Origin of the sequence: Thiofaba sp. EF100, assembly GCF_039822285.1 — a bacterium.
Lineage (GTDB): Bacteria > Pseudomonadota > Gammaproteobacteria > Halothiobacillales > Halothiobacillaceae > Thiofaba.
Genome location: NZ_JBAJEY010000004.1, coordinates 196,955 through 217,994 on the forward strand (window position 1 = coordinate 196,955; position 21,040 = coordinate 217,994).

General features: G+C 65.5%; 21 protein-coding genes and 1 other RNA gene. 4 read left to right on the forward strand and 18 right to left on the reverse strand.

The window, feature by feature from the left end:
• Nucleotides 1–22: 22 nt before the first annotated feature.
• The 4 genes from V6D91_RS08835 to V6D91_RS08850 form a co-directional block, all read right to left on the reverse strand.
• Nucleotides 23–2,389 (reverse strand): VWA domain-containing protein, encoded by a 2,367-nt coding sequence (locus tag V6D91_RS08835; RefSeq protein WP_347319671.1) that lies wholly within the window; start codon nt 2,387–2,389, stop codon nt 23–25.
• A 145-nt stretch (nt 2,390–2,534) separates the two neighbouring features.
• Entirely contained in the window at nt 2,535–3,341 is an 807-nt protein-coding gene (locus tag V6D91_RS08840) for a CbbQ/NirQ/NorQ/GpvN family protein (protein ID WP_347319673.1), read from the reverse strand.
• Nucleotides 3,342–3,531: 190 nt separating this feature from the next.
• On the reverse strand, nt 3,532–3,888 hold the full coding sequence (locus V6D91_RS08845) for a ribulose bisphosphate carboxylase small subunit (RefSeq protein WP_347319675.1): 357 nt from the start codon (nt 3,886–3,888) through the stop codon (nt 3,532–3,534).
• 55 nt (nt 3,889–3,943) lie between these two features.
• Nucleotides 3,944–5,362 (reverse strand): form I ribulose bisphosphate carboxylase large subunit, encoded by a 1,419-nt coding sequence (locus V6D91_RS08850; protein WP_347319677.1) that lies wholly within the window; start codon nt 5,360–5,362, stop codon nt 3,944–3,946.
• Between the two features lie 211 nt (nt 5,363–5,573).
• Here V6D91_RS08850 and V6D91_RS08855 point away from each other — a divergent pair, with 211 nt between their 5' ends.
• Nucleotides 5,574–6,497: a LysR family transcriptional regulator gene (locus V6D91_RS08855; protein ID WP_347319679.1), complete on the forward strand. Its 924-nt coding sequence runs from the start codon at nt 5,574–5,576 to the stop codon at nt 6,495–6,497.
• On the opposite strand, the gene V6D91_RS08860 is transcribed toward V6D91_RS08855, so the two are convergent.
• The 3 genes from V6D91_RS08860 to V6D91_RS08870 form a co-directional block, all read right to left on the reverse strand.
• A complete protein-coding gene (locus V6D91_RS08860) occupies nt 6,478–8,748 on the reverse strand; it encodes a VWA domain-containing protein (protein ID WP_347319681.1) in 2,271 nt (756 codons plus the stop codon). The two genes, V6D91_RS08855 and V6D91_RS08860, sit on opposite strands and share 20 nt — an antisense overlap.
• A 46-nt stretch (nt 8,749–8,794) precedes the next feature.
• Complete coding sequence (locus V6D91_RS08865; RefSeq protein ID WP_347319683.1) at nt 8,795–9,598, reverse strand: CbbQ/NirQ/NorQ/GpvN family protein; 804 nt, start codon at nt 9,596–9,598, stop codon at nt 8,795–8,797.
• A 116-nt stretch (nt 9,599–9,714) separates the two neighbouring features.
• Nucleotides 9,715–11,100 carry a ribulose-bisphosphate carboxylase gene (locus V6D91_RS08870; protein ID WP_347319685.1) on the reverse strand — a complete coding sequence of 462 codons (1,386 nt, stop codon included), beginning with the start codon at nt 11,098–11,100 and terminating at the stop codon, nt 9,715–9,717.
• Nucleotides 11,101–11,229: 129 nt separating this feature from the next.
• Between V6D91_RS08870 and V6D91_RS08875 the strand changes: the two genes are divergently transcribed.
• Nucleotides 11,230–12,141, forward strand: a complete 912-nt coding sequence (locus tag V6D91_RS08875; protein WP_347319687.1) for a LysR family transcriptional regulator — start codon at nt 11,230–11,232, stop codon at nt 12,139–12,141.
• A gap of 55 nt (nt 12,142–12,196) precedes the next feature.
• Here V6D91_RS08875 and V6D91_RS08880 read toward each other — a convergent pair whose 3' ends face one another.
• The 4 genes from V6D91_RS08880 to V6D91_RS08895 form a co-directional block, all read right to left on the reverse strand.
• Nucleotides 12,197–13,291: a 5-(carboxyamino)imidazole ribonucleotide synthase gene (locus tag V6D91_RS08880; RefSeq protein WP_347319689.1), complete on the reverse strand. Its 1,095-nt coding sequence runs from the start codon at nt 13,289–13,291 to the stop codon at nt 12,197–12,199.
• 1 nt (nt 13,292) lies between these two features.
• Nucleotides 13,293–13,790, reverse strand: a complete 498-nt coding sequence (purE, locus tag V6D91_RS08885; RefSeq protein WP_347319690.1) for a 5-(carboxyamino)imidazole ribonucleotide mutase — start codon at nt 13,788–13,790, stop codon at nt 13,293–13,295.
• A gap of 73 nt (nt 13,791–13,863) precedes the next feature.
• Nucleotides 13,864–14,250: a SirB2 family protein gene (locus V6D91_RS08890; RefSeq protein ID WP_347319691.1), complete on the reverse strand. Its 387-nt coding sequence runs from the start codon at nt 14,248–14,250 to the stop codon at nt 13,864–13,866.
• Nucleotides 14,251–14,254: 4 nt separating this feature from the next.
• The gene (locus V6D91_RS08895) at nt 14,255–15,226 is read right to left on the reverse strand and encodes an SLAC1 anion channel family protein (RefSeq protein ID WP_347319693.1); all 972 of its coding nucleotides are present in this window, start codon (nt 15,224–15,226) and stop codon (nt 14,255–14,257) included.
• A gap of 81 nt (nt 15,227–15,307) precedes the next feature.
• Between V6D91_RS08895 and V6D91_RS08900 the strand changes: the two genes are divergently transcribed.
• The gene (locus tag V6D91_RS08900; RefSeq protein WP_347319695.1) at nt 15,308–15,976 is read left to right on the forward strand and encodes an energy-coupling factor ABC transporter permease; all 669 of its coding nucleotides are present in this window, start codon (nt 15,308–15,310) and stop codon (nt 15,974–15,976) included.
• 143 nt (nt 15,977–16,119) lie between these two features.
• Nucleotides 16,120–16,431 carry a c-type cytochrome gene (locus tag V6D91_RS08905; protein ID WP_347319697.1) on the forward strand — a complete coding sequence of 104 codons (312 nt, stop codon included), beginning with the start codon at nt 16,120–16,122 and terminating at the stop codon, nt 16,429–16,431.
• Between the two features lie 133 nt (nt 16,432–16,564).
• Here the strand turns inward: V6D91_RS08905 and rpiA are convergent, their stop codons facing one another.
• The 7 genes from rpiA to V6D91_RS08940 form a co-directional block, all read right to left on the reverse strand.
• Nucleotides 16,565–17,221 (reverse strand): ribose-5-phosphate isomerase RpiA, encoded by a 657-nt coding sequence (rpiA, locus tag V6D91_RS08910; RefSeq protein WP_347319699.1) that lies wholly within the window; start codon nt 17,219–17,221, stop codon nt 16,565–16,567.
• Between the two features lie 307 nt (nt 17,222–17,528).
• The gene (gene ilvA / locus V6D91_RS08915; protein WP_347319700.1) at nt 17,529–19,064 is read right to left on the reverse strand and encodes a threonine ammonia-lyase, biosynthetic; all 1,536 of its coding nucleotides are present in this window, start codon (nt 19,062–19,064) and stop codon (nt 17,529–17,531) included.
• Nucleotides 19,061–19,531 carry an EVE domain-containing protein gene (locus V6D91_RS08920; RefSeq protein ID WP_347319702.1) on the reverse strand — a complete coding sequence of 157 codons (471 nt, stop codon included), beginning with the start codon at nt 19,529–19,531 and terminating at the stop codon, nt 19,061–19,063. The genes ilvA and V6D91_RS08920 overlap by 4 nt, the downstream gene beginning before the upstream one ends.
• Nucleotides 19,532–19,543: 12 nt before the next feature.
• Nucleotides 19,544–20,137, reverse strand: coding sequence for a 5-formyltetrahydrofolate cyclo-ligase (locus V6D91_RS08925; RefSeq protein WP_347319703.1), 594 nt, complete (start codon nt 20,135–20,137; stop codon nt 19,544–19,546).
• A 7-nt stretch (nt 20,138–20,144) separates the two neighbouring features.
• Nucleotides 20,145–20,326: non-coding RNA, 6S RNA (gene ssrS / locus V6D91_RS08930), on the reverse strand.
• A gap of 5 nt (nt 20,327–20,331) precedes the next feature.
• Nucleotides 20,332–20,670 carry a cell division protein ZapA gene (locus V6D91_RS08935; RefSeq protein WP_347319705.1) on the reverse strand — a complete coding sequence of 113 codons (339 nt, stop codon included), beginning with the start codon at nt 20,668–20,670 and terminating at the stop codon, nt 20,332–20,334.
• Nucleotides 20,667–20,888 carry a hypothetical protein gene (locus V6D91_RS08940; RefSeq protein ID WP_347319707.1) on the reverse strand — a complete coding sequence of 74 codons (222 nt, stop codon included), beginning with the start codon at nt 20,886–20,888 and terminating at the stop codon, nt 20,667–20,669. Before V6D91_RS08940 ends, V6D91_RS08935 begins: the two co-directional genes overlap by 4 nt.
• Nucleotides 20,889–21,040 lie beyond the last annotated feature (152 nt).

A 21,040-nucleotide genomic window follows, 5' to 3' on the forward strand; every position in this document is an offset into this window, starting at 1 on the left:
GTCGTCTGGGGCGCCTGGCGCCTTACTTGGTCAGCGAGGCAAACAGCTGTGGCAGCTTCTCCGGCAGGCGCTGGACGTTGTCGATCACGGTGAAGTGCTTGTCGCCGAAGATGCGCGACACATAAGCATCCGCGTGGGGGTCGAGGGTGATGCAGTAGGTCATCACGCCATCGCGCTTGAGCTCCTCCACCGCGTTCTTGGTATCGAAACGCAGGTGCTGCGGATCGTCCACGTCCACGTCGGCCGGCTCGCCGTCGGTGATGACGAGCATCAGCTTCTTTTGTGCCTGCTGCTTGGCCAGGTGGCGCCCCGCGTGGCGCAGGGCAGCACCCATACGGGTGGAGAGTTGGCCGGTCATGCCTGCAAGCCGCGACTGGGCATTGTCGTCCCAGGGTTCAAAGAAGTCTTTGAAGCGGTAGTACTGCACGTCGTGGCGGCTGTCGGAGGCGAAGCCGTGCACCGCGAAGCGGTCGCCGATGCCGTCGATTGCCCAGGCGAGCAGGGTGGTCGCCTCCTTGGTCAGCTGCAGCACCGTCTTCTCGGTGCCGCGCACGTAGTCGTTGGTCGACTGCGACAGGTCCATCAGCACCATGACCGCCACGTCGCGTACCTTCTGGATGCGACGCAGGTGGACGCGCTCGTCCGGGGTGATGCCCATACGATAATCCACCATCGAGCGCACGGCCGCGTCGAGGTCCAGATCGTCCCCTTCCGCCTGCTTGCGCTCGATCACAAGGCCCCTGGGCTGGAGCATGTCGATGATGTGGCGCAGGCGGGCGGCGACACCCTTGTGCTCGCGCAGGATGCGGTCGATTTCGTCGCGGTCGCCACGCGGCAGGCGGCGCTCGTACACGGTGGTCCAGTCGGGGCGGTGGACCTGCACCTGGTAGTCCCACTCGTGGTAGTGGAACGGGCCGAGCACGGGCTCCTTGCCCTCCATCTGGTTGTAGCTGATGCCCTGATCCTCGTAGGGGTACAGCTCGGTGGAGAGGACGAGGATCTCGCCGTCCTCATCCATGTCGCCGGTCATCTCCGAGTCGATGGCATCGACGAACTCCATCACGTTGACGTGGCGGCGTTTGGCACGCTGGCTGGCCGGGGTGTAGTCCTTGCCTTCGCCTTCCCAGTCGAGCTCGGCGAATTCCCAGATGAAGCGGTTGTCGTCGCGGTAGAGCACCGGCAGGCCCGCCATGGTGGCCGACGAGATGCGCGCCGGGATCCGCTGACTGACCTGGCCGCAGTAGGTGACGCCGAGATCCCAGGCGAGCTGGTTATCCTGCGGGCGCTTGGCCATCTCCTCATGGAAGCGGGTGATCCACTGCCGCCGCAGGTCGTTGCCTGGATCGTAGTCCGGGTCGAGCAGGCCGCGCGAGAGGCAGAGCAGGTCATGGATGAGTTCATCCATGTGCGGCGGGCAGCCGTTCGGGTCCAGCTTCGGGTGGAGGGACAGCCAGAGCTGGCGCAGGCCGGGGAACTGCCGGATGGCGAGTTCCTCGACGCGTGCATCCTCGAACACCGATACCACTAGGCGCTGGATTTGGTTGAGGCCGTCGGCCTGGATGGCGGCGGTGGTGTAATAGACGTGCGCGGCGGCGTGCGCGGCGGCGGCGCGGTAGACCTCCATGCCGGCGATGCCGTCATGATCGTCGTAGGCATCGGGCACGAAGATGGCGCCCTTCTCGATGTAGGGCTTGTAGCCTTCCTTCGATTCATAGTCGCCGGAGGTCGGGCGCAGGTAGAACTCGCGGTTCCAGAAGGCGCGCAGGTACATCTGCAGTTTGCGCTGCGCGTCGATGAACAGGATGCCGCGCCGCTCCCGCTGCAGCACGCTCATGGCGTCCGAGGATTCGAGCGAGAAGTAGGCGATCTGGCCTTTGAAGTCGCGCTTGTAGGTCTCCGCACCGTACATCACCCAGCGGCGCAGGCCACCCAGGGTGAGCTTGGTGAGCAGCTCATCGATGTGGTCGAGCATGGGGCGCAGGCCACGGGGGGCCAGCGCCACCATGCGCTCGATCAGGCTCAGATAGCCCTTGTAGACGGCGATGTCGCCAAGACGGCGGGCCGCGGTCGGCAGGCTGGCGAACAGCAGGGCGAGCACGGCACCGGAGGTCTGCGAGGACAGCTTGAGTACGGTGTAGACCGACTCGCCGACGGCATCCTCGCCGATCTCGCGCACCACCTCGGGCATCTCCTCGAGGAAGGAGATGATCACGTCGTCGCCCTTGCCCATGTTGCACAGGGCGGTCACGCCATCCAGGTAGGTCTTCAGGCCCTGGGGCGACATCACGCGCTGCGCTTCCGCGTAGCTTCCTTCCAGCGCATCGCGCAGGACGTGCGATTTTTGCGCGCAGGGCAAGCCTGCGATGAATTCGTTGAGGTCGATGGACATGGTCGCATCCTCCGGCAGTGGCTCCCTCCCCCTCGCAGGGGGAGGGCTGGGGAGAGGGTGATGCGGGGTTTGACCGCGACAGATGTGTCACGGCTTGCCCCCTCACCCCAGCCCTCTCCCGCGAGGGGAGAGGGAGTGATGAACCTCAGTTGAAGAAGGTGTGGATGGTCGCGTCCAGCGTGTCGCGGATGTCGGCGTCGTCGGTGATCGGGCTGACCATCGCCATGCGGCAGGCGGTGCGCGGCTCGACGCCTTTGGCGATCATCTTGCCGGCGTACACGCACAGGCGGGTGGAGATGCCTTCGTCCAGGCCGTGGCCCTTCAGGTTGCGCGCGCGCTGGGCGATCTGCACCAACTTCTCGGCCGTGGCGGCATCCACGCCGGCCTCTTTGGCGATGACCTTGGCCTCCACCTCGGCCCCCGGGTAGTCGAAGTCCAGGCCGGCAAAACGCTGCTTGGTCGACTGCTTCAGATCCTTCATCAGGTTCTGGTAGCCGGGGTTGTAGGAGATCACCAGCTGGAAGTCCGGGTGGGCCTCGATCAGCTCGCCCTTCTTGTCCAGCGGCAGGGTGCGGCGGTGGTCGGTCAGCGGGTGGATGACCACGGTGGTGTCCTGGCGGGCCTCGACGATCTCATCCAGGTAGCAGATGGCGCCCAGGCGCGCGGCGATGGTCAGGGGGCCGTCCTGCCAGCGGGTGCCGTCCTTGTCGAGCAGCCAGCGGCCGACCAGGTCGGCGGCGGTCATGTCTTCGTTACAGGCCACGGTGATCAGCGGCTTGCCCAGGCGGAAGGCCATGTGCTCGACGAAACGAGACTTGCCGCAGCCGGTCGGGCCCTTGAGCATGACCGGCAGACGGTTCTCGTAGGCGGCCTCGTAGAGCGCGATCTCGTCGGCCTGCGGCTCGTAGTACGGCTCTTTGGTCACGCGGTATTGGGCGAGCGGATCAAGCATGGTCGTCTCCTCCTGCAAGGGATGCTTAAGTGTCATTCACATCATCGACGTCGACGGTGGTCGGCGTTGGGATGCGATGTCGATTGCGGTCGTCCGCAGTCGGCATCACACCTGAAAAAAAGCCCCGGCCAGAGGACTGTCCGGGGCATCGGGCTGCCCTCCTGGAGGAGGGCGCATCACCAAGGGACAGTTACTTGGTGTTGCCGCGGTAGATCACCATGGACGCGCCCTGGGACTGCTTGAAGTTGTCATAGCCGATCAGGCGGACATGGTTGCCCGGGTTGGCTTCATGGCAGGCCTTGGCCTCGGCCAGGATGCGGTCGACGTCGGTCTCGCCGAACATCGGCAGCTTCCACATGTACCAGTAGTTGGCCATGGCGTGCTCGGGCTCGGTGTGCTCGATCGCCGGGTTCCAACCCTTGGAGACGATGTACTCGACCTGCTTGCGGATGTCCGCATCGCTCATGGCCGGCAGGTAGGAGAAGGTCTCGAACTTGCGGCTGGCCGGATCAGACAGACGGCTCTTGTAATCTTGAACTTGGCTCATTTTGTCACCTCAGTGTTCAGGTTCATGAGGGCGGGCCACGGGCCCGCCCGGGCCATTACTTGTGGGCTACGTCCAGCTTGTCGACGGTATCGAACTCGAAGCGGATCTCTTTCCAGGTTTCGAGTGCGATGGCCAGCTCCGGAGAGTGCTTGGCCGCTTCGCGCAGGACGTTGCCGCCGTCTTTCTCCAGCTGCACGCCTTCGTTGCGTGCCTTGACGCAGGCCTCGAGGGCGACGCGGTTGGCACAGGCGCCGGCCGCGTTGCCCCACGGGTGGCCCAGGGTGCCGCCGCCGAACTGCAGTACGGAGTCGTCACCGAAGATGGAGACCAGCGCCGGCATGTGCCAGACGTGGATACCGCCGGAGGCGACCGGGATCATGCCCGCCATGTAGGCGAAGTCCTGATCGAAGAAGATGCCGCGCGAGCGGTCTTCTTTCACGTACTCCTCGCGCATGATGTCGATCCAGCCGAGGGTCGCGGTGCGGTCGCCTTCCAGCTTGCCTACGACGGTACCGGAGTGCAGGTGGTCACCACCCATCAGGCGCATGATCTTGGACAGCACACGGAAGTGGATGCCGTGGTGCGGGTTGCGGTCGATCACGCCGTGCATTGCGCGGTGAACGTGCAGCAGCAGGCCGTTCTGCTTACACCACTTGGACAGGGCGGTGGTGGCACCGAAGCCCATGGTGATGTAGTCGATCATGATGATCGGGGTGCCGAGGGACTTGGCGTACTCGGCACGACGGAACATCTCGTCGGAGGTCGGCGCGGTGACGTTCAGGTAGTGACCCTTGCGCTCGCCGGTCTCGGCCTCGGCCTTCTCGATGGCTTCCTGGCAGAAGTCGAAACGCTGCTTCCAGTGCATGAACGGCTGGCTGTTGACGTTCTCGTCGTCCTTGGTGAAGTCCAGACCGCCACGCAGGGCTTCATAGACGGCACGGCCGTAGTTCTTGCCCGACAGGCCCAGCTTCGGCTTGATGGTGCAGCCGAGCAGCGGACGACCGTACTTGTTCATGATGTCGCGCTCGACCTGAATGCCGTGCGGGGGGCCGTCACAGGTGGTCAGGTAGGCGACCGGGAAGCGTACGTCTTCCAGGCGGATGGCGCGCAGGGCCTTGAAGCCGAACACGTTGCCCACCAGCGAGGTGAACACGTTCACGACGGAACCCGGCTCGAACAGGTCGATCGGATAGGCGATGAAGGCGTAGAACTCGGTGTCGGAACCCGGTACGTCCTCGATCTTGTAGGCGCGGCCCTTGTAGTAGTCGAGGTCGGTCAGAAGGTCGGTCCACACCGTGGTCCAGGTGCCGGTCGAGGACTCGGCGGCAACGGCTGCGGCCACCTCTTCGCGGTCGATACCCGGCTGCGGGGTGACCTTGAAGCACGCGAGCAGGTCGGTGTCTTTCGGGGTGTAGTTCGGTTCCCAGTAGGTGGCGCGGTATTCTTTTACGCCAGCCTGATACGTCTTCGCCATGAACAGTCCTCCTGTCGGATGGAAGGCATACGGATACTTGGTGGTGCCCGCCGCGGACTTCGATGCAACATCAAAGGCGCGGAGTACTTTGTTCTAGCACATGACCTTGAAGGTTGCGTGCTGGAACTGGGGTGCATCTTCCGTCATGATGATCAATCAGAGAACTCAATAATTCTGATTGGATCTATAAGACTGGGTTTATGGTGAACGCATGAAGAATCTCACCTTCCGCCAGCTCAAGGTTTTCGAGACCGTGGCCCGGCACCTCAACTACACCAAGGCCGCGCAGGAGCTGCACCTCACCCAGCCCGCCGTGTCCATGCAGGTCAAGCAGCTGGAGGACGTGGTGGGGCTGCCCCTGTTCGAGCAGATGGGGCGCAAGACTTTCCTGACCGACGCTGGGCACGAGCTGTACCGCTACAGCCGGGCCATCTCGGCCATGTTCGCCGAGATGGACGACGTGTTCGGGGCCCTGAAGGGAATGGAGCGCGGGGCGCTGTCGGTTTCGGTGGCGACCACGGCGGGCTACTTCGCCGCCCGCCTGCTGGCGGAGTTCGCGCGCACCTATCCCCAGATCCAGGTCAGCCTGGACGTGACCAACCGCGAGGCCTTGCTCGGCCAGCTGGAGCGCAACGAGTGTGACCTGGTGATCATGGGGCGTCCGCCAGCGGAGATGGAGCTGGAGGCTGAGCCGTTCATGGACAACCCGCTGGTGGTGCTGGCGCCGGCCAACCACCCGCTGGCGGGACGGACGGCCATCCCCCTGGCGGAGGTGGCGAAGGAGAATTTCGTGGTGCGCGAGGAGGGCTCGGGAACGCGCAGCGCGATCGAGCGCTTCTTTGCCGCCCACAAGGTGCAGCCGACCACGGTGATGGAGCTGGGAAGCAACGAGGCGATCAAGCAGGCGGTGATCGCCGGGCTGGGGCTTGGGATCGCGTCGATGCATACCCTGGAGCTGGAGCTCGAGACCGGCCGGCTGGTGGTGCTGGATGTGGAGGGCTTCCCCATCGTGCGCCACTGGTACGTGGTGCACCGCAAGGGCAAGCGCCTCTCGCCCGCGGCCCAGGCGTTCCGCGCCTATGTGCTGCAGGAGGGGGCCAAGCTTGCCCCCGGCCTCACTTCGTCAGGGCGATGAACAGCGCCGGGAGTTTTTCGGGCAGCCGTTCGACGTGGTCGATGACCGTGTAGTGGCGGCCGAAGATGTCGGAAACGTACTCATCCGCCTTCGGATCGAGGCTGATGCAATAGGTGAAGATGCCCTCGCGGTCGAGTTCGTTGACCGCCTGGTGGGCGTCCTCGATCAGGGCGCGTTCATCCAGCACGTCGATGTCGGCAGGCTGGCCGTCGGTCAGTACCAGCAGCAGCTTCTTGTCGGCGCGGCGCTTGCCGAGGTAGTGCCCGGCGTGGCGCAGGGCGGCGCCCATGCGGGTGGAAAAGCCCGCCTCCATCGCGGCCAGGCGGCCCTTCACCTCGTCGTTCCACGGCTCCGAGAAGCCCTTGATGTGCTGGTAGCGCACGTCGTGGCGGGTATTGGAGTGGAAGCCGGCGATGGCGAGCGGGTCGCCCAGGCGGTCGATTGCCCAGGCCAGCAGGGACACGGCCTCCTGTGACAGCTCCAGGATGGTCTGTTCCGAGCCTTTGACCTTCTCGTTCAACGACTCCGACAGGTCCAGCAGCAGGGTCACGGCGATGTCGCGCCCGGCGGTGCGATGGCTCATGTTGATCCGTGGGTCGGGCTGGGCGCCGCCCTTGAAGTCGATCAGCGAGCGGATGGCGACGTCCAGGTCGAGCTCGCTGCCTTCCTCCTGGAAGCGGATGCGTACCTTATCCTGCGGCTTGAGCAGGTCGAGGATGCGCGCAAGGCGCTTGGCGGTGCCGGCATGCTTGTCGAGCAGGGTGTCGATGGCGGACGCCTGGCCTTGCGGGTGCAGGGCCTCGTACAGGCTGACCCAGTCGGGGCGGAAGCTCTGGCTGTGATAGTCCCACTCCGGGTAGTGGCGAGGCGGCAGGCCCTTGAGTTCCTCGTCGGGCTCCAGTGTACGCCTCTCGTCGAACGCCTCTTCCTCGTCGCCTTCCTCGATGAAGCGCCACAGATGGCGGTTGTCGTCGCGGTAGTCGACCTCGGTGTCGTCAAAATGGACGTTGGCGAACTGGTCGCTCTGGCGGCGGGTGCGGGCGACGTACTCGATGGCCAGGCGCGCCACTTCGTTCGTGCTGGCCTCGCCGTCTTGCATCAGGGCGTGGAAGCGCTGGACGAAGTCGTTCAGGACCGGATTCCGGTAGCCGTGCTGCGGGTCGAGGATGGCGCGCGAGAGCAGGGCCAGACGGTGGCGCAGGCAGGCCGTGGTTGCTTCGTCGCAGGCCCCCTCGTCAGGCTTGGGGTGCAGGGCGAGAATGAGGCAGCGCAGGCCGGGGTATTCGCGCATGACGAGGGTGTCGATGCGGCAGTCTTCGAGGAATTCGACCGCCATGCGCTGGAACGGACTCCAGTTGTCGGCGATCTGCGGTGAACTCCAGCGGCGGTGCCCGACCATGTGGGCGAGGATGGCGCGGTAGCGGTCCAGCCCGGAGATCACCCGCCCATCGGCAAGCACCCGATCGTCCAGGACGTCCGGCAGGCGGATGCCGAGCTTGTCGAAGTACGGTACGGGTTTCCGCAGTTCATGGAAGGCGGTGGAGTAGGGCACCAGAGGGTCGCCATCCCGCCACAGGCCGCGCAGGTAGAGGTCGAGCTTGCGCTCCACGTCCGCGAGCAGGGTGCCGTGCCGCTCGCGCTGCATGACCGCGCGGCTGTCGGCGGATTGCAGGCTGAAATAGTCCTTCTGGCGCTCGGGATGGTCGTGGTAGTTGCGGATGCCGTAGTCCACCCAGTTGCGCAGGCCGCCGATGGAGAGCAGTTGCAGCAGGACGGGGGCCTTGTCCAGGAAGTCTGGCAGACCGGGGCTCGGATGGGTGGTGTGGTGGCCGTGGATGGAGCCGGTGGTGCGCTCGGCAAGGTCGCGCACGATGTCGAGGTAGTGTTCGAACTGTTCCGGGGCATGCAGGCGGCGGGCCACCGCGGCGAGGGTTTGCAGGAAGGGGGCGATGGCGCGGCCGTTGGGTGAGCGTTGCAGCCTGTGCACCAGAGCCATCACCGCGGGCAGCTCATCCTCGCCGACGGAGCGGGCGGTAGCGGGCCATTCCTCCAGCAGGGCGAGCATCGGCTCCGCGCCGCGGCCGAGCTTGCCGAGCAGGCGGGCGGCGTCGATCCACGCCATGAGGCCGTCGGGGGTCAGCGTCGCCCGGGCCTCGGCCAGGCAGTCCTCGAACACGGCCTGAACCTGCTCAAAGCGGGTGTCGAGACGGTCCCACAGGGCTTGGGCTTGTTCAGCGGTGATGGTGGTCATGCGGCGGTTTCCCCCTCCCCCGCGAGGGGGGCGGAGCGTCAAGTCTTCAGGCAAACGTCGCGTCGATGGCGTGCTCGAGCGTGTCGCGGATGTCCGCATCGTCGGTGATCGGCTGCACCAGGGCCATGCGGCAGGCATCATGCGGTGGCACGCCGTCCTTGATCAGGGTGGCCGCGTACACCAGGAGGCGGGTGGAGATCCCCTCGTCCAGACCGTGGCCCTTGAGGTTGCGCGCGGTCACGCCGAGCTTCACCAGTTTCGCCGCGGTGGTTTCGTCCAGGCCGGTTTCCTTGGCGAGGATGGTCGTTTCCAGTTCGGGTTGCGGGTAGTCGAACTCGAACCCGGCGAAGCGCTGCTTGGTGGACTGCTTGAGGTCCTTCATCAGGCTCTGGTAGCCGGGGTTGTAGGAAATGACCAGCTGGAAGTCCGGGTGGGCCTCGACCAGCTCGCCCTTCTTGTCCAGCGGCAGGGTGCGGCGGTGGTCGGTCAGCGGGTGGATGACCACGGTGGTGTCCTGGCGGGCCTCGACGATCTCGTCCAGATAGCAGATGGCGCCGATGCGCGCGGCGAGGGTCAGCGGGCCGTCCTGCCAGCGGGTGCCGTTGGACTCGAGCAGGTAGCGGCCGACCAGGTCCGAGGCGGTCATGTCCTCGTTGCAGGCCACGGTGATCAAGGGCTTGCCGAGCCTCCAGGCCATGTATTCGACGAAGCGTGACTTCCCGCAGCCGGTCGGACCTTTGACCATCACCGGCAGGCGGTTGCGGTAGGCGGCTTCAAACAGCTCCACCTCGTTGCGCTGGGGCTGGTAGAACGGCTCTTTTTTCACCAGGTACTGTGCTTTGTCGATCATGGTCGTGCTCTTGAGGGGCAGGCTTGGCGATGAGCACGGGCGGGTGCGCATCGCCAAGCAGGCCGAAAAAATACCCCCGCGGGGCGGGGGTAGGTGCTTAGGGGCTTAGCCGGCCATCACTTGTGGACGCCGAGCTTCTCGCGCCAGCCCGGATAGAGCTTGTCGGCGTCGTGCGGGAAGGATTCGAACGCACGGGCGAACTCGCGGTGCTCCTTGGCCCATTCGATCGGATCCGCGCCGGCCTTCCAGCACTCGTAGGCCTGGCGCAGGGACTTGGCGCCTGCGGCCGGGGAGTCGATGTGGCCGTAGGAGCCGCCACCGGCGGTGTTGATCACGTTGCCGTGGCCGAGGTTCTCGAAGAACGCCGGCAGACGCAGGGCGTTCATGCCGCCGGAGATGATCGGGGTGGTCGGCTTCATGCCGTACCACTCCTGGTGGAAGTACGGACCGGTGTAGCTGTCACGCTCGATGATGTAGGCGATGTCGCGGTCGCTCTTGTCGCCTTCCATCTTGCCGAAGCCCATGGTGCCGACGTGGATGCCGGAGGCGCCCTGCAGGCGGGCCATCTTGGCCAGCACATAGGCGGTGTAGCCACGCTTGGAGGACGGGGAGGTCACGGCGCCGTGACCGGCACGGTGGTAGTGCAGGTACTGCTTCGGATACTGGCGACGGGCGGTGGTGATCATGCCCGGGCCGCCGACGTAACCGTCAACCAGGAAGGCGACCTTGTCCGCGTCCGGACCGAAGGTTTCGAGGATGAAGTCCGCGCGGGCGCACATCTCGTAGTGGTCGTCGGCGGTGATGTTGGCGGAGAACAGCTTGGCCTCGCCGGTTTCGTCCATGGCGCGCTTCATCGCGTCGTAGACCAGCGGGATGGTCTTCTTCATCGGGGAGAAGACCTGGTTGCCCTGCGGCTCGTCGTTCTTGATGAAGTCACCGCCCAGCCAGAACTCGTAGGCGGCCTTGGCGAACGGCTCCGGACGCAGGCCCAGCTTCGGCTTGATGATGGTGCCGGAGATGTAGCCGCCGTCCTTGACCGGACGGCCGAGGATGCGCCACAGGTCGGAGATGTCGGTGGCCGGACCGTCCATCAGTTCGATCACGCGGCGGGGAACGTAGAAGTCCACCATCTTCAGGGCTTCGACGTCGCCCATGCCCTGGTTGTTGCCGATGGCAAGAGTCAGGAAGGAGACGATCATCATGCGGCCGTCGATCACGTTGCGATCGAACAGGTCCAGCGGGTAGGCGATCTTGACCAGGCCGGTGGATTCGTTGATCTCGTACACCAGGGCATCAACGCCGCGGGTGAAGTCGTCGGTGGTGGAGACTTCGACGTTGGTGCCGGTGGAGGACTCGGCGGCGACGTGCGCGGCGCACTCCAGGAAGCCGTGACCGGCGCCCGGGATCATGTGGTAGGCGACGAGGATATGCTTGCCGCCGGCGATCAGGTCTTCTTCGCGAAGGCTCAGATCGGCGTAGCGGTTGGACTGGTCAAGGGCCATGCTGCTCTCCAGATCGGATGTGTTGATGCGGGAATAAAAAACCGAAACCCCTAGAGGTTTTGCGGACTATACCGGGCTCAACACATAAGAGATATTCGGATATCCTGATAAAAACCATCAGGTGTCCTTATGCTTCACATCACCCTGCGCCAGCTCCAGGTCTTCGATGCGGTGGCGCGGCATCTCAGTTTCTCGCGTGCCTCGGGCGAACTGCACCTGTCGCAGCCGGCGGTCTCCATGCAGGTCAAGCAACTGGAGGAGGCGCTCGGCCTGCCCGTGTTCGAGCAGATCGGCAAGAAAATCTTTCTCACTGACGCGGGGCGCGAGGTGCAGCGCGTGAGCCAGGCAATCGAGCAGCAGCTGCTCGACCTCGAGAACACCCTGGCGGACTTGCGGGGGGTGAGGGGGGGCTCGCTCACGGTGGGGGTGGTCAGCACGGCGCACTATTTCGCGACCCGGCTGATGGCCCAGTTCCGCCAGCAGCGCCCGGATGTGCGCCTGACCCTCAACGTGGTCAACCGTGAGACCCTGCTCAACCAGCTGGCGGCGAACGAGACGGATCTCGCCATCATGGGGCAACCGCCCTTGGGGCGCGACCTGGAGGCCCAGGCCTTCATGCTCAACCCCCTCGTGGTCATTGCCCCGCCGCATCATCCGCTGGCCGGGGAGAGGGGCATCCCTTTCCGCCGCCTGGCGGAGGAGCCGATGCTGGCGCGCGAGGTCGGTTCGGGGACGCGCAATGCGATGGAGGGGCTGTTCCACGAGCATGGATTGACGCTCCAGCCGGCCATGGAGATGAACAAGAACGAGGCGATCAAACAGGCGGTGGAGGTGGGGCTGGGGCTTGGGGTGGTTTCCTTGCACACGGTGGAGCGCGAGCTTGCAGCCGGGCGCATCATCACCCTGGATGTGGAGGGCTTCCCCATCCTGCGTCATTGGTTCCTGGTCCATCGCCAGGGCAAGCGCCTGTCGCCGGCGGCGCAGGCGTTCCGGGACTATGTGCTGGAGGAGGGAGCGCGCAAGGGCGCGGTCGACCTGTAGGAGCGACGCCCTCGTCGCGAATTGGGGGCCGAATGTCGCGACGATGTGCCGCGGCTTATGTCAGCGCCAGCAGTTCGGCCAGACGGGCGTCGCGCTCCGCTTCGTTGCGTGCCACCAGGGTGGCGTGGCCGACCTTGCGGCCGGGGCGCGGCGCCTTGCCATAGCCGTGGAAGTGCACATCGGGCAGGGCCAGGGCACGTTCGATCGGCGGCAATTCACCGATGAAGTTGAGCATGGCCGCGGCGCCGCGCAGGGCGGTGCTGCCGAGCGGCAGGCCGAGGATGGCGCGCAGGTGGTTCTCGAACTGACTTACGGCCGCACCCTCGATGGTCCAGTGGCCGGTGTTGTGCACGCGCGGGGCGATCTCGTTGGCGATCAGACCTTGGTCGGTGACGAAGAACTCGAAACCCATCGTGCCGACGTAGTCCAGCGTCTCCAGCACCTTCCGTGCATGCGCCTCGGCTTCGGCCTGCAGGGGATCATGGGCGCGGCTGAGAGAGAGCTTGAGGATGCCGCGCTCGTGGGTGTTCTCGGACAGCGGGTAGAAGGCCAGTTCGCCGGTGCGCGAGCGCACCGCAATGATCGACACCTCGCGGCGGAAGGCGATGAAGCCTTCCAGGATCAGAGGCGCGGAGCCGAGCGCAGACCAGGCCCTCTCGATGTCCTCGGGGGTGCGCAGCACCGCCTGGCCCTTGCCGTCGTAGCCCAGGCGGCGGGTCTTGAGCACGGCGGGTAGTCCAATCTCGGCCACCGCCGCGCGCAGGCCCTCGAGGCTGTCCACCGCGCGCCAGGGCGGGGTGGGGATGCCGAGGGTGCCGAACAGAGTCTTCTCGTTGACCCGGTCCTGCGCCACCTCCAGTGCCCGCGGGCCGGGGAAGAGCAGGCCGCGCTCCTGCACGAAGCGGGCGGCGGCGACCGGGATGTTCTCGAATTCCAGGGTGATGACGTCGGTCTCGCTGACCAGGCGCTCCAGCGCCATCAGCTCATCGTAATCGGCCACGATCTGCTCGCCGACCAGTCGGGCGCAGGCCTCGGGGGAGGGGTCGAGAAACACGAATTCCAGGCCAAGTGGGATGCCGGCCAGGGCGAGCATGCGCCCGAGCTGGCCGCCGCCAATGATGCCGATGCGGGTGGCGCTGGGATGGGACATGTCAGTCTCGCGGATCGGGGTGGTCCAGCACGCTCGTGGTCTGCTCGGCGCGGAAGGCCGTAAGGCGCTCGCGCAGCTCAGGGCGGGTGTTGGCAAGGATGGCGGTGGCCAGCAGGGCGGCGTTCTTCGCCCCGGCCTGGCCGATGGCCAGGGTGCCGACCGGAATGCCGCCCGGCATCTGCACGATGGAGAGCAGGGAATCCATGCCGTTCAGCGCCTTGGATTGCACCGGCACACCGAGCACCGGCACCACCGTCTTGGCCGCGACCATGCCCGGCAGGTGGGCCGCCCCGCCGGCGCCGGCGATGATGACCTCCAGCCCGCGCCCGGCGGCGCTGGCGGCGTACTCCATCAACAGGTCAGGGGTGCGGTGCGCGGACACGACGCGCGTCTCATGCGGTATCCCGAAGGCCTCGAGGGTCTCAACGGCGTGGCGCATGGTCTCCCAGTCGGACTTGGAGCCCATGATCACCCCAACCAGTGGCTGGACAGCAGACATGTCAGCTTCCCGAAAAAGAAAAACGCGCAGATTATCACCTGCGCGTTTCAGCTCAAGGTTTTATTGCTCAGCCTCAGCCCACGAACGGGATGACCTGCATCGTCTTGCCCACCGCCATCAGGTAGACGAACACCGCGATGGCGGCGACGAAGGCCCCGGCGCGGATGGCCTTCGTTCTGCCGCGCTTGAGGGCGAGGGTGCCGAGCACGATATAGGCGATGAGGCCGATGATCTTCACCGTCAGAAAGGCCGGGTGTGCGCCATGGGACCAGAACATGACCCAGGCGGCCCACAGGGCGGTGACCAGCAGCAGGGTGTCGATGACATGCGGGGCGATCTTCACCCAGCGCGCGTGCAACATGGGGCAGCCGCGCAGCATCCAGTAGCCGCGGGTGATAAACCCGACCAGCGAGAGGATGACGAACAGGCCATGCAGGTGAATGATCGCCGTGACGCTCATGCCATTATTCCGGGACGCAGATCTCGCCGCGCATCATCGCACGGATGGTGTTGACGATCAGCACCACGATCAGCAGGGTCAGCAAGGTCAGCAGCAGCGGGGCGAGTGAGGCAAAGAAGGCGCCGCCGACCTTTTCCAGCATGATCATGGTGGCGATGGTGATGGCGGCCATCGGGAAGGAGTAGGCCCACCAGGGCAGGGCGAACTTCACCTTGGCAAATTCCCTGATCTGGAAGAACAGCAGCAAGGTGGTGAACAGGGCGATGTAGTAGAGCACCCGTCCGGCATCATCCAGCATCCCGCCGTGCAGCTTGATCCAGGAGATAAAGCCGACCGCCGGCGGGGCGATCAGGATGAACAGGGTCGGCAGCAGCTTGGCCGGCATGGGGTTGTGGAAGAAGAACCGGTTCATCAGGATGGTCAACAGCACGATCCAGAACACCAGGCCGATGCTGAAGAAGAACCAGGATACTTCCGGGAACCCCAGCTGGACGCCGGCCACCGGCACCAGGATGTTACCGACGATGGGGATGAACCAGGCCGGGTTGCTATGCTGGATCTGGAACTTTTCGTGGTGGATCCAGGCGGACAGGATGATCAAGGTGAACAGAAGCTGCACCGCGCTGCCGATGCCCCACAACCAGAGCGCAACCCCGGAGGCATACTCGAGGCTGGCGATGGAGAGCAGGATCAGGCCGATCGACATGGCCGGGAAGAAGCTCAGGCGGATCGGGTGGTTGAACTCCTCGGCTACGTGGCCGCGATGGCGCAGGAACTTGGTCAGGTAGGTCAGGCCGATGCCGGCATAGGCGAGCGCGGTGAGCGCCAGCAGGGCGAAACTTGGCTTGAAGGACCAGGCCCAGAGGTGCTCGGCCTTCTCGACGGCGATGGTCAGGCCAGCCAGGCCCATCACGATGGCGAAGAAGGAGACCGGGAAGTGTTCGAGGCGGCCGTGCGCGGTGGCGGGGGTATCCATGGAACATGCTCCAGTGTTGAACTCGGGTATTGATAATGTAGCAGGCCCTGGCTCTGCAATAAAACTCATCTATGCGTGTATATGAATCTTCCTGATGGTCTGCTGCCCGCGAGTCTGCTCTGGCTCTTCAATCTCGCCCTGCTGCTCCTGCTCGGCGTGGCGGCCTGGCGCGCCCCATGGCGCCTGTTCCTGGCCGTGGGCAGCCGCCAGCACCTGTTCCTCGCGGCCTGCCTCCTGCTCGTCCTGCTGTGGGGCATGCGGGCCGAGGTGGGGCCGGGGCTGTCCATCCACTTCCTCGGCATGGCGGCCTTCAGCCTGATGTTCGGCTGGCCGCTGGCCCTGCTTGGTGGGGCGATCGTCATGGCGGGCTACACCTTCCTCGGTCAGGCCGGCTGGACGGCGTTTGGGGTCAACACCCTGATCACTGCGGCCATCCCGGCACTGGTTGCGCATGCCGCGCTAGTCTTCTCGCGCCGCCACATGGCGCCGAACTTCTTCGTCTACATCTTCATCCCGGGCTTCTTCGGCGCGGCGCTGGGGGTGCTCGTCAGTGTGCTGCTCGGGGCCGCGTTGCTGGTGCTGGCTGGCGTCTATGACGCGGTGCACCTCTGGCATGACTATCTGCCCTATCTGCCGCTGGTGATGTTGCCGGAGGCCGTGCTCAACGGGATGATCCTCACCGCGCTGGTGGTCATCAAGCCGGACTGGGTGGCCACGTTTGATGATGAAATTTATATACGCAACAGATAAATTGATGGTTATGTTGCGCCATTCCTACTATGGAGCGCGAGGGGTGTGCGGTAACATTCGCGTCAACTTGGCGCTGACCCGTCACTGAACTGTCGGGGGGTGCACGTGTCCAAGTCCATGCATTCACCCACAGGAGAATCTCGATGAAGACTGTTGTAGCCCTGACCGCTGCTGTAGCCCTGATGAGCGGCGCTGCTTTCGCCGCTGGCGATGCCGCCGCTGGCAAGGCCAAGTTCGCCTCCAGCTGTGCCAGCTGCCACGGCATGAACGGCGAAGGCGCCGGCATTTTCCCGAAGCTGGCCGGCAAGACCGCTGACGACGCCGCTGCCAAGCTGACCGCCTACAAGGCCGGCAAGCAGGTGGGTCCGAACACCGCCATGATGGCCCCGATGGCTGCCGGTCTGTCCGACGCCGACATCGCCAACCTGGCGGCTCACATCGCCACCCTGAAGTAAGCCCTCAGCGTCGCAAGACGCGATCCGGTTTACCGTACCAAGCCGCGCCCTGTGCGCGGCTTTTGTTTACGCGTTTTTCGCAGCGGCGCAAAAAAACCTCCCCGGAGGGGAGGTCATCCTGACTCAGGTGCGCTTAGCCGATCTTGCGCACGCCATCGCGGGTGGCGAGGATCAGCACATCGGCGGGGCGGAGGGCGAAGAGCCCGACGGTGACGATGCCGGGGATGTTGTTCAGCTCATCCTCGAGCTTGGCCGGCTGCATGATCTCGAGGTTGTGCACGTCGAGGATCTGGTTGCCGTTGTCGGTGACGAAACCGTCGCGGTAGACCGGGTTGCCGCCGCGCTTGACCAGTTCGCGGGCGATCATGCTGCGCGCCATCGGGATCACCTCGATCGGCAGCGGGAACTTGCCCAGCACCGGCACCAGTTTGCTCTCATCGGCGATGCAGACGAAGGTCTTGGCCATGTGGGCGATGATCTTCTCGCGGGTCAGCGCGCCGCCGCCGCCCTTGATCAGCTGCAGGTGCTCGTTGGCCTCATCGGCGCCGTCGACGTAGACGGGGATGTCGTCCACTTCGTTCAGGTCGAACACCTGGATGCCGTGCTTGCGCAGGCGCTCGGTGGAGGCGTTGGAGCTGGAGACCGCGCCTTCGATCTTGTGCTTGATGGTGGCCAGGCCGTCGATGAAGTGGTTGACGGTGGAACCGGTGCCGACACCGACGATGGTGCCGGGCTTGATGTATTCGAGAGCGGCCAGCGCGGCCTGGCGCTTCAGTTCGTCTTGGTTCATGGGGGTCTCCTCGGATGCAAACCTTCCAAGAGTACCCGAAAACGGGTTGATGGAGGAGCGGCCCCGCCAGGGTTCGCAGGGCAATTGCATGAACCTATTTCATCGGTCTGGACGCTCGCGTAGGAGCGGCGCCCTCGCCGCGATAGGGCAACCCTGAACGGGCTATCGGCCCGAGGGCGGGCCTCCTACAGCCAACGAGAGCAAGGATGGCTCCCTTAGCACGCTGGATTTTCACCTTGTGCGATCGCTCCACGCCCTCATGCGATTGCCCTGCCAGGGTTCGCAGAGGGGCCTCTCATTCCTCACATTAAGCCAGGAATAGGTTGTAGGCTGGATTGTCGCTCTCGTCCCAGTAGGGGTAGCCCAAGGCCTCAAGGAACTGCTCGAACGGGTGGCGCTCCTCTGCGGGAACCTGGATGCCCACCAGCACCCGGCCGTAGTCGGCGCCGTGGTTGCGGTAGTGGAACAGGCTGATGTTCCACCGGGCGCCCATGCGGGTGAGGAAGTGGAGCAGGGCGCCGGGGCGCTCGGGGAATTCGAAACGGTAGAGAATCTCGTGTTCCACGCGCGGGCCGTGGCCGCCGACCATGTGGCGCACGTGCAGCTTGGCCATCTCGTTGCCGGTCATGTCGAGCACCGGGTAGCCGCGCTCGCGCAGCAGGGTGATGAGGGCCTCCTTCTCCGCCGCACCACCGTCGAGTTGGATGCCGACGAAGATGTGGGCGTCGCGCGCATCATTGAAACGATAGTTGAACTCGGTGATGGCACGCCGGCCGAGGGTCTCGCAGAAGGCGCGGAAGCTGCCGGGGCGCTCGGGGATGGTGACCGCGAACAGGGCCTCGCGCTGCTCGCCGAGTTCCGCCCGCTCGGCAATGTGGCGCAGGCGGTCGAAGTTCATGTTGGCGCCGGAGTTGATGGCGATGAGAGGGGCCCGTTCCATGCGATTGGCCCGGGGGGTACGGCTCACATAGCGCTTGAGGCCCGCGATGGCGAGCGCCCCGGCCGGCTCGGCGATGGCCCGGGTGTCGTCGAAGATGTCCTTGATCGCGGCGCTGATCTCGTCCGTGCTGACCAGGATCACCTCGTCCACGCACTCGCGCGCGATGCGGAAGGTCTCCTCGCCGGCCTGCCGCACGGCCACGCCGTCGGCGAACAGGCCGACCTGCGGCAGCACCACGCGCGCGTCCGCGGCCAGGGCCGCGTGCATGCAGGCCGCGTCCTCCGGCTCGACACCGATGATGCGGGTGGCCGGGCGCAGGTGCTTGAGGTAGGCGGCGACCCCGGCGATCAGACCGCCACCGCCGACCGGCACGAACACCGCCTCGATCGGGTCCGGGTGCTGGCGCAGGATCTCCATGCCGATAGTGCCCTGCCCGGCGATCACCTCGGGGTCGTCGTAGGGGTGGATGAAGGTCAGCCCCTCCTGCTTGGCGAGGCTGCGGGCGTGGGCATAGGCCTCGTCATAGGCATCGCCGTGCAACACCACCTCGCCACCGCGCCGGCGCACGGCATTGACCTTGATCGCCGGGGTGGTGGCGGGCATGACGATCACCGCCCTCAGGCCCAGGCGCTCGGCGGCGAGGGCCACGCCCTGGGCGTGGTTGCCCGCGCTGGCGGCGATCACCCCTGCCCCGAGTTCGCCGCGGGTGTGCAGGTGGTGGATCTTGTTGTAGGCCCCGCGCAGCTTGAACGAGAACACCGGCTGCAGGTCCTCGCGCTTGAGCAGCACCGGCTTACCCAGGCGCGTGGAGAGCAGCGGCATGGCATCGAGCGGGCTCTCGATCGCCACGTCGTAGACGCGGGCGGTGAGGATGCGCTCGAGGTAGTCGCGGGTGAGGCTCATGCGCGCGGGGTGTCTTCCAGCGCCAGGATGAGCCGCCAGTGCGCCTCGCTCACCGGCATGACCGACAGGCGGTTGCCCTTGCGCACCAGCGGCATGTCGGCCAGAGCCTCGATGCCCTTCAGCTCGGTCAGGGGGATGATGCGTTTGAGGTGGCGTACATAGCGCACATCCACCATGTCCCAGCGCGGCTTGTCGGGCGTGCTGGCCGGGTCGTAATACTTGCCGTCCGGGTTCCAGGCGGTGTGGTCCGGATAGGCCTCGCGCGCCACCTCGGCGATGCCGACGATGCCGGGGGTGGCGGTGTTGGAGTGGTAGAAGAAGACCTGATCGCCGATCTTCATCTGGCGCATGAAGTTGCGCGCCTGGTAGTTGCGCACGCCATCCCAGGGCTCGGTCTGGTTGGGGCGGGCGGCGAGATCGTCGATACCGAACACGTCAGGCTCGGATTTCATCAGCCAATAGGCCATGGGTCGGTTCCGTCAAAAGCGATCGAACAAGCGTACCCCGTCCTCGGTGACGATGCCATCCAGCGGTACATCCCAGCGCTCGACCGGCAGGGGCGGGCAGCGCTGCAGGCCGAAGGCCACCCCGATCAGCAGGGGCTTGCGCCAGCGGCGGCGGGCGTGGCGGAAGGCGAGGGTGCGGTCGTAGAAGCCGCCACCCATCCCTAAGCGGTTGCCGGCATCGTCGAAGCCGACCAGGGGCATGAGGATGAGATCGAGCTCGCGCGCGCTCAGCAGGTCGCTGGGTCGGTGGCGGGGCTCGGGGATGCGGAAGCGGTTCGGGCGCAGCGGATGGCCGATCTGCCAAGGCGCGAAGCGCAGGCGCGAGCCTTGGGCAAGAATGGGCAGGTAGAGGCACTGGCGGGGGTGGGTGAGCGACGCCAGCGGGCGCAGATCGACCTCGCCGTCGGCCGGCCAAAACAGGGCGATGCGGCGGGCGTGCCGGAAAACGGGGTGCAGGCGCAGGGCCTCGAGCATGGCGGCTTCGAGCCAGGCGCGGTCCAGTCCTTGCAGCGCACGGCGGCTGTGGCGCAGGGTCTGGCGAAGTTCTTTGCGGGAGAGGGGATGCATGGGGAGAGGGTCTTCCAGGGCGCCGCTGTTGGCCGGGTACCTTGAACCGAGCGGTTCAAGTCGGGGAGGGCGGTGAGAGCGTCAGGCTTTCCGCGTGGGGCGGACATGCACACGGCTCTAGGGGCCATCCCCAGGGAGGTGCATTAAGGCTCAAGGGGATTGGGCTACTGGCGCACGCTCCAGAAGACTTAGTTTCAGGTTAGATCAGTCCCGGCCGGTTTGCAACGTTCGAGGGTCTCGCGGATGCGCTGGCCCAGCGCCTGCACTTCCAGCGAGGCCGGCAGGGTGTCGTCCGTCGCCGCCGGGGCGTGGCCGGCGCGCAGTTGCAACAGCTCGTGGGTGATGTTGAGAGCGGCCATGACGGCCACCCGGTCGTTGCCGATGACCTTGCCGGTGTGGCGGATCTCACGCATCTTGCCATCGAGGAAGCGGGCCGAGCGCTCCAGGGCCTCGCGCTCGCTCTCGGGGCAGGCGACGCGGTATTCCTTGTCGAGGATCGTGATGTCGACGGGGATGGAGGGTTCGGTGCTCATGCCTGGCTCTCCAGGGTACGCAGCTGTTCGAGGACGGGGGCAAGACGGGCCTCGGCCTCGCCAAGCAGGGCCTGCAGTCGCATTTTCTCGTCGCGCAGGTGCCGGTTGTCATCCTCCAGCCGCTGGTTGGCGCGCTTGAGGGTTTCACACAGCTCGGCAAGCTGCAGGACACCCTCCTCGAGTCCCTGCCACTCTTCTTGTGTGATGATGCGCTGCATCGTGTTCTCCAACGGCCATGGCGCCGCCCAGATAAAGCAAAAATCTTAGGTTGCGGGTCGAGCTTGTGCAACCGGAGGGGCGCGCGCTGGGCGGCAGTCCCGCGGCAGGTGTGCATGGTAGGATGGGCATACGAGACTCAAGGCGCGCGAGG